At 66.9% G+C, this 15,939-nt stretch carries 14 protein-coding genes; 8 read left to right on the top strand and 6 right to left on the bottom strand.

Going from position 1 to position 15,939, the window contains the following annotated elements:
* The first annotated feature begins 29 nt into the window (after nucleotides 1-29).
* The 8 genes from M529_RS38555 to M529_RS38590 all read left to right on the top strand — a co-directional run bounded on the left by M529_RS38555 (nucleotide 30) and on the right by M529_RS38590 (nucleotide 10,629).
* Nucleotides 30-1,460, top strand: a complete 1,431-nt coding sequence (locus tag M529_RS38555; protein WP_021318614.1) for an XrtA/PEP-CTERM system-associated ATPase — start codon at nucleotides 30-32, stop codon at nucleotides 1,458-1,460.
* Nucleotides 1,461-1,481: 21 nt separating this feature from the next.
* Nucleotides 1,482-2,327: an XrtA system polysaccharide deacetylase gene (locus M529_RS38560; RefSeq protein ID WP_021318615.1), complete on the top strand. Its 846-nt coding sequence runs from the start codon at nucleotides 1,482-1,484 to the stop codon at nucleotides 2,325-2,327.
* A complete protein-coding gene (locus M529_RS38565) occupies nucleotides 2,324-3,391 on the top strand; it encodes a FemAB family XrtA/PEP-CTERM system-associated protein (RefSeq protein WP_021318616.1) in 1,068 nt (355 codons plus the stop codon). The genes M529_RS38560 and M529_RS38565 overlap by 4 nt, the downstream gene beginning before the upstream one ends.
* Nucleotides 3,388-4,614 (top strand): TIGR03087 family PEP-CTERM/XrtA system glycosyltransferase, encoded by a 1,227-nt coding sequence (locus tag M529_RS38570; protein ID WP_021318617.1) that lies wholly within the window; start codon nucleotides 3,388-3,390, stop codon nucleotides 4,612-4,614. Before M529_RS38565 ends, M529_RS38570 begins: the two co-directional genes overlap by 4 nt.
* Nucleotides 4,611-6,146 (top strand): exosortase A, encoded by a 1,536-nt coding sequence (gene xrtA, locus M529_RS38575; RefSeq protein WP_021318618.1) that lies wholly within the window; start codon nucleotides 4,611-4,613, stop codon nucleotides 6,144-6,146. The genes M529_RS38570 and xrtA overlap by 4 nt, the downstream gene beginning before the upstream one ends.
* A gap of 12 nt (nucleotides 6,147-6,158) precedes the next feature.
* Nucleotides 6,159-8,054 (top strand): XrtA/PEP-CTERM system amidotransferase, encoded by a 1,896-nt coding sequence (locus M529_RS38580; RefSeq protein ID WP_021318619.1) that lies wholly within the window; start codon nucleotides 6,159-6,161, stop codon nucleotides 8,052-8,054.
* A gap of 92 nt (nucleotides 8,055-8,146) precedes the next feature.
* Nucleotides 8,147-9,496 (top strand): exopolysaccharide biosynthesis polyprenyl glycosylphosphotransferase, encoded by a 1,350-nt coding sequence (locus M529_RS38585; RefSeq protein ID WP_031295101.1) that lies wholly within the window; start codon nucleotides 8,147-8,149, stop codon nucleotides 9,494-9,496.
* Nucleotides 9,497-9,498: 2 nt separating this feature from the next.
* Entirely contained in the window at nucleotides 9,499-10,629 is a 1,131-nt protein-coding gene (locus tag M529_RS38590) for a glycosyltransferase family 2 protein (protein WP_021318621.1), read from the top strand.
* 27 nt (nucleotides 10,630-10,656) lie between these two features.
* Here the strand turns inward: M529_RS38590 and M529_RS38595 are convergent, their stop codons facing one another.
* From M529_RS38595 to M529_RS38620, 6 genes are all read right to left on the bottom strand, one after another.
* Nucleotides 10,657-11,268 carry a YceI family protein gene (locus tag M529_RS38595; RefSeq protein ID WP_021318622.1) on the bottom strand — a complete coding sequence of 204 codons (612 nt, stop codon included), beginning with the start codon at nucleotides 11,266-11,268 and terminating at the stop codon, nucleotides 10,657-10,659.
* Between the two features lie 9 nt (nucleotides 11,269-11,277).
* Nucleotides 11,278-11,895: a YceI family protein gene (locus M529_RS38600; protein WP_031295102.1), complete on the bottom strand. Its 618-nt coding sequence runs from the start codon at nucleotides 11,893-11,895 to the stop codon at nucleotides 11,278-11,280.
* A gap of 168 nt (nucleotides 11,896-12,063) precedes the next feature.
* Nucleotides 12,064-13,083, bottom strand: coding sequence for a ketol-acid reductoisomerase (gene ilvC / locus M529_RS38605; RefSeq protein WP_021318624.1), 1,020 nt, complete (start codon nucleotides 13,081-13,083; stop codon nucleotides 12,064-12,066).
* 221 nt (nucleotides 13,084-13,304) lie between these two features.
* Nucleotides 13,305-13,820, bottom strand: a complete 516-nt coding sequence (gene ilvN, locus M529_RS38610) for an acetolactate synthase small subunit (protein ID WP_021318625.1) — start codon at nucleotides 13,818-13,820, stop codon at nucleotides 13,305-13,307.
* Nucleotides 13,820-14,167 (bottom strand): hypothetical protein, encoded by a 348-nt coding sequence (locus tag M529_RS38615; RefSeq protein WP_021318626.1) that lies wholly within the window; start codon nucleotides 14,165-14,167, stop codon nucleotides 13,820-13,822. Before M529_RS38615 ends, ilvN begins: the two co-directional genes overlap by 1 nt.
* A 10-nt stretch (nucleotides 14,168-14,177) precedes the next feature.
* Nucleotides 14,178-15,926 carry an acetolactate synthase 3 large subunit gene (locus M529_RS38620; protein ID WP_021318627.1) on the bottom strand — a complete coding sequence of 583 codons (1,749 nt, stop codon included), beginning with the start codon at nucleotides 15,924-15,926 and terminating at the stop codon, nucleotides 14,178-14,180.
* Nucleotides 15,927-15,939: the final 13 nt, after the last annotated feature.

Genomic DNA, 15,939 nt, shown 5'->3' on the forward strand with positions numbered 1-15,939 from the left:
GAAGGCTCGAGCCGGGTGGAGACGAAGAGATGTATGACCAGTTCTACGGATTTGCGGGCCGCCCGTTCCAGCTGACGCCGGACCCGCACTTCTATTTCGAGAGCGCGACGCATCGCAAGGCGCTGTCCTATCTGGGCTATGGCCTGGCGCAGGGCGAGGGCTTCATCGTCATCACCGGCGACATCGGCGCGGGCAAGACCACGCTGGTCGGGCATCTGATGGCGACGATCGACCCCGCGCGCCTGACCGCCGTCAAGATCGTGTCGACCCAGGTCGAGGGCGACGACATGCTGCGGCTCGCCGCGCAGAGCTTCGGCCTTGCCGTCGACGGCCAGCCCAAGGCGCAGATCCTGCGCCAGATCGAAGGCTATCTCCATGACCAGGCGCGGTCCGGCCGGCGCACGCTGCTGATCGTCGACGAGGCGCAGAACCTGCCCGTCTCCGCGATCGAGGAACTGCGGATGCTGTCCAACTTCCAGCTGGGCGGGCAGTCGCTGCTGCAGATCTTCCTGCTCGGCCAGCCCGAGTTCCGCGACCTGATGAAGTCGCCGCAGCTTGAGCAGCTGCGCCAGCGCGTCATTGCGACCCATCATCTCGATCCGATGATGCCAAGCGAGCTGGAGCCCTATATCGTCCACCGGCTGTCGGTGGTCGGCTGGCAGGGCGATCCGGCCTTCACGCCCGATGCCTATGTCGCGCTCTATGCCGCGACCGGCGGCGTGCCGCGTCGCGTCAACGCTCTGATGAGCCGCGTGCTGTTGCTTGGCGCGATCGAGCAGCTGCATGTGATCGATGCCGATGTCGTGCATGCGGTGGTGACCGACATGGGGCTGGATATCGACGCGATGCCCGAGCCGCAGGCGCCTTCCGCGCTCGACAGCGTCGAGGAACCGGTTACTCCGGCCCCGATGCGTGCTTTCGAGGAGCCTGCCGCGCCGGTATCCGAGCCGACCGTCGAGGAGCCCGTTGCGGCGGAATCGTCGCAGACCTTCGACGAGCCCATCGCCCCCGCTCCGGTGCGATCGTTCGATGCGCCGGCCTCCGTCGCCACCGCGGCCGAGGAAAGAGTGGAGGAGCCGTTGCCGGAATCGGAAACGGAAACGGAAACGGAAACGGAAACGGTCCACGCGGCCGAGGAACCTTATCTTCCCGCGGAAGAAGATATGTACGAGACCCCGTCCGTCGCCGTGCTGGAAGAAATTGCCGAGCTGCGGGCCGAGATTGCGTCCTTGCGCGCGATGCAGGCCAGCCCGGCGCTGGGTTCCACCATCGATCCCGAGGCGCTCAAGGATTGCTTCATGCTGATCGAGGAACGCCTGGGCGGACTCGAAAGTCGCGCCGAGGAGCAGGACCGGGCGCTGCGCCGGGTGCTGAGCCTGTTGGTCGACTGGATCGAACGCGACGACCGCATGGGTGACCGGCCCGAGCTTGCCGCCCTCTCGGGCTTGCCGCGAGGCTAAGCCTCGGCCAGGGATAGCAACATGCGAAACGCCCTGTCGGTCGATGTGGAGGACTGGTTCCAGGTCGGCGCGTTCGAGCGCACGATCCGCCGTGCCGATTGGGACGGGCTGGCCCACCGGGTCGAACGCAACACCGACGCCGTGCTGGCGCTGTTCGCCGAGGCGGGCGTCACCGGCACCTTCTTCACCCTGGGATGGGTCGCAGAGCGCTATCCGGCGCTGATGCGGCGGATCGCCGATGCCGGCCATGAAGTGGCGAGCCATGGCTATGACCATGCGCGCGTCTTCACCTTCACGCCGGAGGAGTTCCGCGCCGACCTGCGCAAGGCGCGCGCCATCCTGGAGGATGCGAGCGGGCAGCAGGTCAACGGTTATCGCGCGCCGAGCTTTTCCATCGACGCGCGCACGCCCTGGGCGCATCCGATCCTGGCGGAGGAGGGCTATGCCTATTCCAGCAGCGTTGCCCCGGTGCGGCACGACCATTATGGCTGGCCCGAATCGCCGCGCTTCGCCTGGAGGCCGATCGCGGGATCACCCCTGGTCGAGCTGCCGGTCACTACTGCAAAGCTGGGCGGGCGGACGCTGGCGGCGGGGGGCGGGGGCTTTTTCCGGCTGCTGCCCTACGCCTTTTCTCGCTGGGCGATCCGGCAGGTGAATGGCGAGGCGCAGCACCCAGCGATCATCTACTTCCACCCCTGGGAGATCGACCCGGACCAGCCGCGCGTGGCCGACGCCCCGCTGCGCTCGCGGGTTCGGCACTATACCAATCTCTCCGTCATGGCGGGAAAGCTGCGGCGGCTGGTCCGGGACTTTGCCTGGACTCGAGTCGACGCGGTTGCGGCGCAGGAACGGGAGCGCGTGGCATGATGGCGGGCAATCGCGCCGATCTGGCGATCACCATGCTGGACCTGCACGACGGGGCACAGGCGGAAGCCGCTGACGCCTTCGTAATGGCGCAGGCGGCGGGCACGCCCTTCCACCGCCCGGCCTGGATGCTGGGGGTGGAACGGGCCACCGGCAACCATGCGCACATGTTGGCGGCCGTCGGCCCTTCCGGGCAGATCAGGGGACTGCTGCCTCTGCACCATGTGAAGAGCATGCTGTTCGGCCAGGCGCTGGTGTCATCGGCCTTCGCGGTCGATGGCGGCATCCTGGCCGACGATCCGGCGACCGTCGCGCCGCTGGCGGCCGCCGGGCAGGCGTTCGCGCGCAATATGGGCGACCTGTCGATCGAGCTGCACGGCGGCCCTTCGCCCGGGGAGGGGTGGCAGGCCTATAGCGAACATCTTGGCTTCGTCCGGCCGCTGGCGGCGGATGACGATGCCGAGTTGCTTGCCGTGCCGCGCAAGCACCGAGCGGAACTGCGCAAGGCGCTCGCCAACCCGTCCTTGAGGGTAGAGACGGGACGCGGCAGCAAGCTGGTGCGCGACCATTATCGCGTCTATGCGACCAGCGTTCGCAATCTGGGCACCCCGGTCTTTCCCGCGCGCCTGTTCCGCGAGATGCTGGACCGCTTCGGCGATCAGGCGGACATCATGGTCGCCTATGACGGCGATCGTCCCGTCTCGGCGGTGCTTACCCTCTATCATGGTGGGACGGCGATGCCCTATTGGGGCGGAGGCATCCATGATGCCCGCCGGCTGCGCTCCAACGAGCTTATGTACTACCGCCTGATGGGCCATGCGCGGGCGAAGGGCATGCATAGCTTCGATTTCGGCCGTTCCAAGCGCGACAGCGGCCAGGCGGCGTGGAAGAAGAGCTTCGGCTTCGAGCCGCGTCCGCTGCTCTATCACACCTGGTCCCCGGACGGGAAAGCGCGCGACATCGACCCGCGCAGCGACAAATATCAGCGCCGCATCGACCTGTGGAAGAAGCTGCCGCTGCCCGTCGCCAACCTGATCGGCCCGTTCATCGCCCGGGGCCTGGGGTGACGGGGGAAGTCCTGTTCCTGTGCCATCGCGTTCCCTTTCCACCGGATCGGGGCGACAAGATCCGGTCGCACCACCTGCTGCGCCGGCTCGCGGAGGTTGCGCCGGTCCATGTCGGATGCTTCGCCGATGACGCGCGCGACATGGATTTCGCCATGGAAATGGAGGGAGTCGCTGCCAGCCAGTGCGTGCTGCGGCGGGATCGCTCCCGGATCGCGGCGGGCGTGCGCGGGCTGGCGAAGGGCCAGCCGCTGCTGGTCACGCTGTTCGATCATCCCGGTCTGCACCAATGGGTCGCCAGAACGCTGGCGCAAAGGCCGATCCGCGCGGTCTTCGCCTATTCGGCGCAGATGGCGCATTTCGTCCCCACGCTGCCGATGGCAACGCATTTCTTTATGGATTTCGTCGATTTCGATTCGGCCAAATATGCCGCCTATGGCGCGGAAGGGTCCGGCCCGATGGCCTGGGTCAACCGGCGCGAGGGCCGCAAGCTGTTCGATTTCGAGCGCGCCGTCGCGGAGCGGGCGACGCTGTGCAGCTTCGTGAGCGAAGCGGAGGCGGCGCTGTTTCGCGCCGCGACCGGACTAGGCCCTGGGCGCGCGATCGCGATCGAGAATGGCGTGGCGACCGACTATTTCGATCCGGTGGCGGATTTTGCACCGGTAGAGCAGGGGGAAGGGCCTTTGCTCGTCTTCACCGGGCAGATGGACTATCGTCCCAATGTCGAGGCCGTGGAAAGCTTTGCGCGCGAGACGCTGCCGGCGATCCGCGCTGCCCGGGCCGATACGCGCTTCGCCATTGTCGGGCGCAATCCCGTAAGGGCGGTGCAGGCGCTCGCCGCGCTGCCGGGCGTGATCGTGACCGGGGGCGTGCCGGACGTGCGCGGCTGGCTGGCGGCGGCGGACGTCGTCGTCGCGCCGCTGCGGATCGCGCGCGGTATCCAGAACAAGGTGCTGGAGGCGATGGCGATGGGCCGTCCCATCGTCGCCTCGCCGCAGGCGGCCGAGGGCATCGACGCGACGGACGACGAGCACCTGTCGATCGCCGCCGATCCGGGGGCAGAGGCGGAGGCGATCCTGGCGCTGCTCGCCGATCCGGATCGCGCCGCCCGCCTGGGTGCCGCTGCGCGGGGGCGGGTCGAGCAGCGCTATCGCTGGGCGGCGACGCTGGACCGACTGCCTGACCTGGTGCTGGGCCGCCGCACCATGCGGGGATGCATGGGATGAGCGAGGGAGCGCTTCCGCTGGCGCAGGCGCCGCGGCTCGACTTCACCGGCTGGCGCGGGCATCTGACGGCGCTGGCCATCATCGCCATGGCCGTGCTGACGCTGTTCTTCGCCGATGTCCGCAGCATGGTGTCGATCTGGTGGAACGCGTCCACCTTCGGCCATTGCCTGTTCATTCCCTTCCTGATCGCCTGGCTGGTGCAGCAGCGCCTGCCGGGCCTGCGCCAGCTGCAGCCGCAGACATGGACGCCGGGGCTGCTGTGGCTGGGTCTCGGCGCGCTTGCCTGGATGCTTGGCGAGGCGGCGGGCGTGGCCGTCGTGCGGCATGGCGCGCTGATCGTGATGCTGCAGGGCGCCGTGATCGCGCTGCTGGGACCGGCGGTTGCGCGTGCGCTGACCTTCCCGCTGTTCTACGCCTTCTTCATGGTGCCCTTCGGCGAGGAACTCGTGCCGCCGCTGCAGCTGGTGACGGCGCGCCTGTCCATGCTGTTCCTCGGCCTGTCGGGCGTGCCCGCGCACATGGAAGGCATCTTCATCACCACGCCGACCGGCTATTTCGAGGTGGCGGAGGCCTGCTCGGGCGCGAAGTTCCTGATCGCGATGACGGCCTATGGCACGCTGGTCTGCAACGTCTGTTTCAAGAGCTGGCCACGCCGGATCCTGTTCATGACCGGCGCGCTGACCCTGTCGGTGCTGGCCAACGGCGTGCGCGCCTTCGCCACCATCCTGGTCGCGCACCTGACCACGGTGGATGCGGCGGTGGGGTTCGACCATGTCGTCTATGGCTGGGTGTTCTTCGCCATCATCATGATCGTGGTGATGGCGACCGCCTGGCCCTTCTTCGACCGCAAGCCCGGCGATCCCTGGTTCGATCCGCGGGCGCTGCAGGGCGCGGTGGCGGCCGGGGGACATGCAGGACGGATGGCGGGTATCGCCCTTGCGCTGATCGTCGCCGCTCCGCTCTGGCTGGCGGCAAGTGCGGCGACGGGGCATCCGCTGCCCGACAGGATCGACCTGCCGCGCGTTCAGGGCTGGTCGCGCACCGCGATGCCCCAATCCTATCCGTGGAAGCCGCGGTTCGACGGGGCGGATCATTTCGTCATGGGGCGCTATGCGGACGCAGCGGGGCATGTCGTCGATGTTGCCATCGCCGCCTATGACCGGCAGGAGGAGAAGCGCGAGATCGTCGGTTACGCGCAAGGGGCCGCCGATCCCGACAGCCAGTGGGTCTGGTCCTCGCCGGCGCCGGCGCCGGCCAATGCCAGGGGCGAACAGATTACCGCCCCCGGACCGGTGGTGCGGCATGTGGTCAGCTATTACCGGATTGGCGCCAACGATCCCACCGGCAGCAAGTCGCGCGTCAAGGTGGAGACGATGCTGGCCCGGCTGCTGGGGCGCGACCAGCGCGCGATCGCGATCCTGGTGTCGGCGGAGGATGGGGACGGCCGCCCGGCCGATCCGGCAATCCGCGCCTTCCTTGGCGACCTCGGCCCAGTGAAGGATTTGGCTGACCGCGGCATCGGCATCCGCTAGAGGGGGGCCGATATGTGCGGCATAGCGGGCATCTTCCACCTCGAAACGGCCAAGCCCGTTGATCCGGCGCGGGTGCGCGGGATGCTGGACGTCATGCCCCATCGCGGGCCGGACGGCAGCGGCATCTGGACCGCGCCGGGCGTGGGTCTGGGCCATCTGCGCCTGTCCATCATCGACCTGGGCGGCGGCGCCCAGCCGATGCTGACCGAGGACGAGAGCCTGGCGGTCGTGTTCAACGGCGAGATCTACAATTTCGCCGAGGTGCGCGCGGAGCTGGAGGCCAAGGGGCATGTGTTCCGCACCCACAGCGACACCGAGGTCATCCTGCACGGCTACCGCCAATGGGGCGAGGAGTGCGTGCACCGCTTCAACGGCATGTTCGCATTCGCCCTGTTCGACGCGCGGGCGCAGGCCCTGTGGATGGTGCGCGACCGGCTGGGCGTGAAGCCGCTTCATTATGCGCTTCTTTCCGACGGCAGCCTGATCTTCGGGTCGGAACTGAAGGCGCTGCTCGCCCACCCACTGCTGCGGCGAGCGCCGGACCTGAGCGCGGTGGAGGACTATATGGCCTATGGCTATGTCCCCGACGACGCCTGCCTGGTGGCCGGCGTGCGCAAGCTGGGGGCGGGCGAGACGCTCCGTCTGGTGCGCGGCCGCCCGCTGCCCACGCCGCAGCGTTACTGGGACGTGAGCTTCGCCGACCGTTCGAAGGCGAAGCCCGAGGCGCTGGAGGAGGAGCTGGTCGCGCTGATGCGGCAGGCGGTGCGTTCCCGCATGGTGGCGGACGTGCCGCTGGGCGCCTTCCTCTCGGGCGGCGTGGACAGCTCCAGCGTTGTTGCGCTGATGGCCGAGGCGTCGAGCAAGGCGGTCAATACCTGCACCATCGGTTTCGACGTCGCCAGCCTGGACGAGACCGCCTATGCCGACCGCGTCGCCCGCCGCTTCGCGACCGACCATCGGACGCGGATCGTGTCGCCCGACGATTATGGATTGATTGACCGCCTCGCTCTCCACTTCGACGAACCTTTCGCCGACGCTTCAGCCCTGCCGACCTTTCGGGTGTGCGAACTGGCGCGCGAGCAGGTGACGGTGGCGCTTTCCGGCGACGGCGCGGACGAGGCCTTTGCAGGCTATCGCCGCCACCGCTTCCAGATGCAGGGCGAGCGCTTCCGGGCGCTCATCCCCGCCTCGGTGCGCCAGCCGCTGTTCGGCACGCTGGGACGCTATTATCCCAAGGCGGACTGGGCGCCGCGCCCGCTGCGCGCCAAATCCACCTTCCTCGAACTGGCGGGGGAGGGCGGGGACGCTTATGCCGCGTCCGTCGGGGTGACGCCGCATGCGCTGCGCCAGCGGCTGTTCAGCCAAGAGATGAAGAGCCGCCTGGGCGCCTATCGCGCTGAGGATCGCTATGTGAAGGCGATGGCGGACGCGCCCGCGCGCGATCCGCTCGACCGCGCCCAATATGCGGACATCCGTATCTGGTTGCCCGGCGATATCCTGACCAAGACCGACCGGATGAGCATGGCCGTCAGCCTGGAGGCGCGCGAGCCGCTGCTGGACCATCGCCTCGTCGAATTCGCCGCCCGCCTGCCGGTGGCGCAGCGCATTCGCGGGAACAGCGGCAAATATCTGCTGAAGAAGGCGATGGAGCCCTATCTGCCGCAGGACATCCTCTATCGCCCGAAGATGGGTTTCGTGACGCCGATCAGCGCCTGGTTCCGCGGTGCCCTTGCCGGCGAGGCGACGGCGATCGCGGGCGGCTCCGCGCTGGCGAAGACAGGTTGGTTCGACACGCGGGCGCTGGCGAAGGCGGCGGCGGACCACAAGGCGGGCGTGGCCGACCATGGCCGGCTGCTCTGGCAGCTGCTGATGCTGGACAAGGCGCTGGGGCGGTTGTTCGGGGCGTGAGGCCCCTTCGCGGGGCGTGTGGAAAATGCTTCCCCTTGCAACCCGCATCCGCCGGTGCCAACGGGGCACATGAGGACAAGCAGGGCGCGCCAGTGACAGTCTCCAAGGAAATCGTGCGGCTGCGGCTCTATCTGCTGTGCCTGGCGGGGGACATGGCGGGGCTCTTCGTCGCCTTCCTGCTCGCCAACCTGTTCGTGTTGGGTGCATTATGGGGCGAGCCGGGCAAGCCGCACGGGCTCGTCATGTTCGCCATGATCGCGCCGCTTTACGCCATCCTCGGCATCCAGGGCGGTGCCTATGGCATCCATGTGCTGGAGAATGTCCGGCGGGGCGTCTTCCGCGCGTTGCTGGCTCTGGCGCAGGCGGCGCTGCTGATGCTGCTGATCGTCTATCTGGGCAAGATCGCCGAGCAGCTGTCGCGACTGACCTTCGTCACCGGACTGGTGCTGGGCGCCGTTGCGGTGGCGCTGGTGCGGATCGCCGTGTCGCGTCTGTCCGAGCGGCTGCTGGGGGAGGTGCCGCACCTCACCGCCGTCATCATGGACGGCGTCGCGATCGACACCGGTCCGCACATGCTGGTCATCCCTGCCGAGGCGGCGAACCTGCGTCCGGAGCGACACGACGCCGAGATGGCGGCGCGGCTGGCGGCTGTGGTCGGTCTAGCGGAGCGCGTGATCGTCGCCTGCCCGCTGGAGCGGATGGACGACTGGTCGATCGCGCTCAAGTCGCTATCGGCACGCGGCGAAATCGTGGTGCCGGAGCTGCTGCGCTTCGCCCCGGCGCGGATCGACGCGTTCGCAGGCCAGCCGACCATCGTTGTCGCCGGCGGCCCTCTCCAGTTCCGCGACCGGATCATCAAGCGGCTGTTCGATTTCGCCGTCGCGGCGGTGGCAACGATCCTGCTGTTCCCCGTGCTGCTGGCGGCCGCGCTGGCGGTGAAGCTGACCAGTCCCGGCCCGATCCTCTTCCGCCAGCCCCGCATCGGCAAGGATGCCCGGCCCTTCAACATCTACAAGTTCCGGTCGATGCGCGCGGAGGCAAGCGACCGAAAGGCCGACAAGCTGACCACCCGCGACGACGACCGGGTGACGCCAATCGGCCGGTTCCTGCGCAAGACCAGCATCGACGAACTGCCGCAGCTCTTCAACGTACTGAAGGGCGACATGAGCATCGTCGGCCCCCGTCCCCACGCCGCCGCGGCCAAGGCAGGTGACAGCCTCTACTGGGAAGTCGACGCCCGCTATTGGGAGCGCCATTGCATCAAGCCAGGCATGACCGGTCTCGCCCAGGTGCGCGGGCATCGTGGGTCGACCGACCATCATCAGGACCTGATCGACAGGCTCCAGTCGGACCTCGAATATGTCAGCGACTGGTCGATCTGGCGCGACCTGCGGATCATCGTCGCGACCCTGGGCGTGCTCGTCCATCACAAGGCCTATTGAGCATGGCGACGAACCTGATCCTGGGCGCGGTACTGCTTGCCTGCCTCGTGGCCGTCGCCTGGCCGTTTCTTTTCTATCCGCTCATCCTGCGCATGCTGCCGACGCGGCCGGAACAGCCGGCGGCGGGGCCAACGCCCAGCGCATCGCTGCTTTTCTGCGCCTATAACGAGGCGGCGGCGATGCCGGAAAAGCTAGCCAACCTGGCGATGCTGAAGGCGCGTTATCCAAGCCTGGAAATCCTGGCTTTTGACGACGGATCGTCGGACGAAACGGCTGCGCTGATCGAGGCGAAGGGCGACCTCGTCACCCTGCTGCGCGGGCCGGGGCGCAGCGGCAAGGCGCATGGGATGAAGCAACTCGCCGCGCGAGCGACCGGCGAGGTGCTGATCTTCACTGATGCCAATGTGCTGCTGGACGAGGATGCCATCGGCAGGCTGCTGGCGCGCTACGCCGATCCGCAGGTCGGGGGCGTGCTGGGATCGCTGCATTATGTGGGCGAGGGGGAGAGTGCCACCGCCTCGGTCGGGTCGCTTTACTGGCGGATCGAGGAGCGGCTGAAGGATGAGGAGTCGCGCACCGGCAACGTGCAGGGGGCGGACGGCTCGATCTTCTCGATCCGGCGCGCGCTCTATCCCGATTTCCCCGACAGCGTGCTCGACGACCTGACCGTGTCGATGGCGGTGGTCTTCGCTGGTCGCCGACTGGTCAAGGCGAAGGATGCGATTGCCCGCGAAAGGCTGGTGACCGCCCGCAAGGACGAATATCGCCGCAAGGTGCGGATCGCCGCCCGATCCTGGCATACGCACCGCTATCTGTCGCCGCAGCTGCGCAAGATGCGCGCGCTCGATCGCTTCAAATATACGTCCCGCAAGATCGTGCGCTGGTTCGGTGGGATTTTCATCCTGGTGGGCGCTGTGGCGGCCGGTACGCTGGCGATGCGGATCTCGCCGATGCTCTACATGGCGGGCGGGCTCGCGGTGGTTGCCGTCGTCTGGCTGGGCCTGCGCAGCCGTGGTGGACCCTTTGCCGCGCTGGTGGACGTGCTGATCGCCTATGCGGCTACGCTTCAGGGCGTGCTGCGGGCCATGACGGGGCGGACTGTAACGACCTGGAATCCTGCCAAGTCGCGCTGACGGTCCGCCCTGTCCGGTCGCGTGGGATCAGTCCTGCGTGAAGGTCGCGTCGATATCGAGATAGACGCGGTTGGAGACGAAGGGCCGGCCGAACCCCATGCCGAACTGACTCCGGCGCACATTCGCCTGACCCGTGAAGTGAAGGCGCGGGCGCCCCGTTGCCGGATCGGGGCTGATGCCGGCCAGGCGCGCGGCAATGGCGATCGGTCGGGTCTGGCCGTGCATCGTGAGTTTGCCGTCAATCCGCAGCGTGTCGCCATTACCGATCGCCGTGTCGCTCGCCACGAACCGCACCTCCGGATAATGATCCATGTCGAAGAAGCTGGAGCCCTTCAGCATGGAATCGGTCGAGGCGTCGCCGGTCGTCAGCTTGCCGATCGGGAAGCGGATGTCGATCGCCGCGTGATCCCCTCGCTGCGGGTCGATCGCGACGGCACCCATCGGCTCGACGAAGTCGCCCCTATAGGCGCCGAACAGCGACTTCGCCTGGAAATGGACCCGGGTCTGCACGGTATCGACCGCATAATGGCCCGGCTGGAAGCGGGCGGCGGAGAGGGGGGCGGCCTGCGCGGCGAACGAGGCAGGCACGGACGCCAGCACTCCCAGGAGTGCCAGCGCCCTTGACCGACGGAACATCATTTCGGTGCCTTACTTTTCGAAGGCGGCGATGATTTTCAGTTCCACGGTGTCCCCGACCATCGGCACGCCATAGCCGAGCCCGAAGTCGCTGCGCTTGATCGTGCTGGTCGCGATGAAGCCGACATTTTCTTTCTTGTTCATCGGCTGCACGCCGGCACCGTAGAATTCCGCGTCCAGCGTCACAGGCTTGGTGATGCCCTTGATCGTCAGGTTGCCGGTGATTTCCGCACCGGTTGCGCCATCGGGCTTCACCCCTGTCGACACGAAGGTCGCCTTGGCGAACTTCGTGACGTCGAAGAAGTCGGGCTTCATCAGATGTTCGTCGAGCTTGGCGACGCCGGTGCGCAGGTTGGCGATCGGCACGTCGATGCTGACCTTCGACGCCGCCGGATTGGCCTTGTCCAGCGTCAGCGAGCCGGTCGCTTCGGCGATGACGCCGAGGTTGTTGCTGAAGCCCATATGGTCATAGGCGAAGACGATCTGGGTGTGGCCGGGATCGACGGCATAGGTGCCGCCCGTGACCTTGGCCATGTCCTTGCTGCCCGGAGGGGAGGGCATCTGGGCCAGGACGACAGTGCCGCCGGCAAGGGCGACGAGGGCGGCGGCGGGGATGAGGAACTTGCGCATGGGATCGTTCTCCGCAAAAAGCATCGGGCGCCACCAGGATAGGCGACGCCCGAAACAAGTTCCAGAGGCGAAACGGGAAACGGACCGTTCCGACTTTGCGCGATGAAGCTCCCTCTCGCGCCCGGGCCGAACAAGCCCCTCCCCGTGAGGGAAGGGGATGTTGGCGGCTTAGTTCTTGTCCTTGTCCACCAGCTTGTTGGCGCCGATCCAGGGCATCATGGCGCGCAGCTTCGCACCGGTCTGCTCGATCGGATGGGCCTCGGCCAGCTTGCGGGCGGCCTTGAGCTCCGGCTGGCCGGCGCGGTTGTCGAGAATGAAGTCCTTGACGAAACGACCCGACTGGATGTCGGCCAGCACGCGCTTCATTTCCTTCTTCGTTTCTTCGGTGATGATGCGCGGACCGGTCTTGATATCGCCATATTCGGCGGTGTTGCTGATTGAATAGCGCATGGTGGCGATACCGCCCTCATACATCAGGTCGACGATCAGCTTCAGCTCGTGCAGGCACTCGAAATAGGCCATTTCAGGGGCATAGCCGGCCTCGACCAGAGTCTCGAAGCCAGCCTGGACCAGCGCGGTGGTGCCGCCGCACAGCACGGCCTGCTCGCCGAACAGGTCGGTTTCGCACTCTTCCTTGAAATTGGTCTCGATTATGCCCGAGCGGCCGCCGCCGACGCCCGAGGCGTAGGACAGGGCGATGTCGTGCGCATTGCCGGTCGCGTCCTGCGCCACCGCGATCAGGCAGGGAACGCCGCCGCCGCGCTGATATTCGGAACGGACGGTGTGACCGGGCCCCTTCGGCGCGATCATGATGACGTCGACGTCGGCCGGCGCCTCGATCAGGCCGAAATGGACGTTGAGGCCGTGGGCGAAGGCGAGTGCGGCGCCGGGGCGCAGATTGCCCTTGATGTCGTTCTCGTAGATCGCGGCCTGATGCTCGTCAGGGGCGAGGATCATCAGCACGTCGGCCCACTTGGCCGCTTCGGCATTGGCGAGCACCTTGAAGCCGGCGCCCTCCGCCTTCTTGGCGCTGGCCGAGCCGGGGCGAAGGGCGATCGCCACTTCGGCGACGCCGCTGTCGCGCAGGTTCTGCGCATGGGCGTGACCCTGGCTGCCATAGCCCAGGATGGCGACCTTCTTGCCCTTGATCAGGCCGATGTCCGCGTCGCGATCGTAATAGACTTTCATGTTCGTCTCTTCCCGTCCAAAATTTGCCTTCCCCGGAAAAGGGGGAGGATATGAAATCCTGGCCTGGCGCCGCCGGGCCCAGATGAAGTTGGAGGGGGTGAAAGCGGTTCGAAGCACCGCGCGCCCGGATCCCGAGCATTACCCCCTCTCCCAGCTGCGACCAGGCAGCAGGCTGCCAGGTCTTGCTTCCCTCCCTCCTGCGGAGCGAGGGAAAGGTCTCGTTATACCGGGCCCTTGCCCCGGATCAGGCCTACGACGCCGGTGCGGCCGACCTCCACCAGTCCGACCTGGCGCATCAGGTTCACGAAATTGTCGATCTTCTCGGTCGTGCCGGTGATCTCGAAGATGAAGCTTTCGATCGTGGTATCGACCACCTTGGCGCGGAACACATCGGCCAGGCGCAGCGCCTCGATCCGGTGCTCGCCCGATCCCGCGACCTTGACCAGCGCCAGTTCACGCTCGACGAAGGGGCCAGCCTCGGCCAGATCCACGACCTTGTGCACCGATACCAGCCGGTCGAGCTGGGCGATGATCTGGTCGATCACCTTGGGCGGACCGCTGGTCACGATGGTGATGCGGCTGACGCCGTGGTCGGGCGTGATGTCCGCCACCGTCAGGCTGTCGATATTATAGCCGCGCGCGGTGAAGAGGCCCGCGATGCGCGCCAGCATCCCCGCCTCGTTCGACACGGTGAGCGACAGGACGTGCCGCTCGCTCAGTTCTTCCTGGATATGCATCACTGGGCCGTTTCGTCCTGATGGTCGTCGTCGTCGTGGCGCTGGGCGATCATGCCCGTGAAGGCATAATGCCATGCGCCGTCCTGGCGGTAGGCAAGGCGTACCGGGAAACCGGTCACCGCGTCGAACATGCGCGACAGATGCTCGCCCACATAGCGCGGGCCGGCGAGCAGGCGGCCTACATGGCGCTCATGATGCTCGAAGCCGTGGTCCAGATGCACTTCCCATTCCTCATTGTCGCGGTCGGCATGGTCGACCGTCCACCCCGTCAGCTCCGCGCTGCCGGCCAATCGCTCGAAATCCCAGGGTTCGGTCACGCGGATGCGGACCTTCAGATGCCCGGTCACGCTCCAGACCTCACACCAGCGCCTTCGCCTCGTCGGACATGACGCCGGCGACCTGGCTCGGATCGAGCAGCATTTCCGTATGCGCCGCGCCCGAAGGGATCATCGGGAAGCAGTTGGAAAGCTTCGCCACGCGGCAATCGACGATCACCGGGCCGGGCGTATCGATCATCTGGCGGATGCCGCTCTCCAGCTCCTGCGGCCCTTCGATGCGGATGCCGGTCCAGCCATAGGCTTCGGCCAGCTTCACGAAATCGGGCAGGCTGTCCGAATAGCTGTTGGAATAGCGGCTTTCATAGGTCAGTTCCTGCCATTGGCGGACCATGCCCATATATTCATTGTTGAGGATGAAGACCTTGACGGGCAGGCGATACTGGCTGGCCGTGCCCATTTCCTGGATATTCATCTGGATCGAGGCATCGCCCGCGACGCAGATGACCAGGCTGTCCGGATTGCCGAGCTGGGCGCCGATCGCTGCCGGGAAGCCGTAGCCCATGGTGCCGAGGCCACCGGAGGTCAGCCACTTGTTCGGCTCGTCGAAGCCGAAATGCTGGGCTGCCCACATCTGGTGCTGACCGACCTCGGTGGTGATGATGACGTCCTTCGCGCTGCGGGTGCCCTTGTAGAGGTCCGCAATGGCCCGCTGGGGCATGATCTCCGTGCCGTTTTCTGCATAGTCCAGGCTGCCGCGCGCGCGCCAGCCGTCGATCCGCGCCCACCATTCGGCAAGGTCAGCGCGCTTGTGGTCGCGCTGCTTCCACAGCGCGAGCATGTCGGCCAGCGCGCTTTCGACGTCAGCGACGATCGGCAGGTCGACATTGATGATCTTGTTGATCGAACTGCGGTCGATGTCGATGTGGATCTTGCGGCTGTTCGGGCTGAAGGCGTCGGGGCGGCCGGTGACGCGGTCGTCGAACCGGGCGCCGATGCAGAGGATCAGGTCCGCCTGGTTCATCGCCCAGTTCGCCTCGAAGGTGCCATGCATGCCCAGCATGCCCAGCCATTGCGGCGAGGAGGCGGGGAAGGCGCCCAGGCCCATCAGCGTGGAAGTGACGGGCGCACCGGTCAGCGCCGCCAGCTCGCGCAGCAGGCGCGAGGCTTCCGGGCCGGAATTGATGACGCCGCCGCCGGTGTAAAAGATCGGGCGCTCCGACGCAGCCAGCATCTCCACCGCCGTGTCGATGGCCGACGCATCCGCCTTGACCTGCGGGCGATAGCTGGGGTGCTGCTTCGGCTCGGGCCTGCGATAGGGCGCGGTCGCGATCTGGACGTTCTTGGGAATGTCGACGACGACGGGGCCGGGTCGGCCGGTCGTGGCGATCTGGAACGCCTCATGGACGACGGCCGCCAGCTTGCCCGGATCCTTCACCAGATAGTTGTGCTTGGAACAGTGGCGGGTGATGCCGACCGTGTCCGCTTCCTGGAAGGCGTCGGTGCCGATCAGGTGCGTGGGAACCTGGCCGGTGATGACGACCATCGGGATCGAATCCATCAGCGCGTCGGTGATGCCGGTGACGGCATTGGTCGCGCCGGGGCCGGAGGTGACGAGCACGACGCCGGGCTTGCCGGTGGAACGGGCATAGCCTTCCGCCATGTGGGTCGCGCCCTGTTCGTGGCGGACCAGCACATGCTTGATCGTGGGATGGTTGTAGAGCGCGTCGTAGATCGGCAGCACCGCGCCGCCCGGATAGCCGAACACGACTTCGACTCCCAGATCGACCAGGCATTCGACCAAAATGTCCGCGCCGCTCTTTTCGGCCACGATGCAATCCTTC

The sequence above is a fragment of the Sphingobium ummariense RL-3 genome (assembly GCF_000447205.1).
Classification (GTDB): domain Bacteria; phylum Pseudomonadota; class Alphaproteobacteria; order Sphingomonadales; family Sphingomonadaceae; genus Sphingobium; species Sphingobium ummariense.

What these genes read in the sequence shown, in the direction of transcription:
- M529_RS38600 (WP_031295102.1), bottom strand. Translation starts at nt 11,895, where the DNA reads ATGCGCAAGTTCCTCATCCCCGCCGCCGCCCTCGTCGCCCTTGCCGGC.
- M529_RS38555 (WP_021318614.1), top strand. Translation starts at nt 30, where the DNA reads ATGTATGACCAGTTCTACGGATTTGCGGGCCGCCCGTTCCAGCTGACG.
- M529_RS38580 (WP_021318619.1), top strand. Translation starts at nt 6,159, where the DNA reads ATGTGCGGCATAGCGGGCATCTTCCACCTCGAAACGGCCAAGCCCGTT.
- M529_RS38590 (WP_021318621.1), top strand. Translation starts at nt 9,499, where the DNA reads ATGGCGACGAACCTGATCCTGGGCGCGGTACTGCTTGCCTGCCTCGTG.
- ilvN (WP_021318625.1), bottom strand. Translation starts at nt 13,820, where the DNA reads ATGCATATCCAGGAAGAACTGAGCGAGCGGCACGTCCTGTCGCTCACC.
- xrtA (WP_021318618.1), top strand. Translation starts at nt 4,611, where the DNA reads ATGAGCGAGGGAGCGCTTCCGCTGGCGCAGGCGCCGCGGCTCGACTTC.
- ilvC (WP_021318624.1), bottom strand. Translation starts at nt 13,083, where the DNA reads ATGAAAGTCTATTACGATCGCGACGCGGACATCGGCCTGATCAAGGGC.
- M529_RS38595 (WP_021318622.1), bottom strand. Translation starts at nt 11,268, where the DNA reads ATGATGTTCCGTCGGTCAAGGGCGCTGGCACTCCTGGGAGTGCTGGCG.
- M529_RS38560 (WP_021318615.1), top strand. Translation starts at nt 1,482, where the DNA reads ATGCGAAACGCCCTGTCGGTCGATGTGGAGGACTGGTTCCAGGTCGGC.
- M529_RS38565 (WP_021318616.1), top strand. Translation starts at nt 2,324, where the DNA reads ATGATGGCGGGCAATCGCGCCGATCTGGCGATCACCATGCTGGACCTG.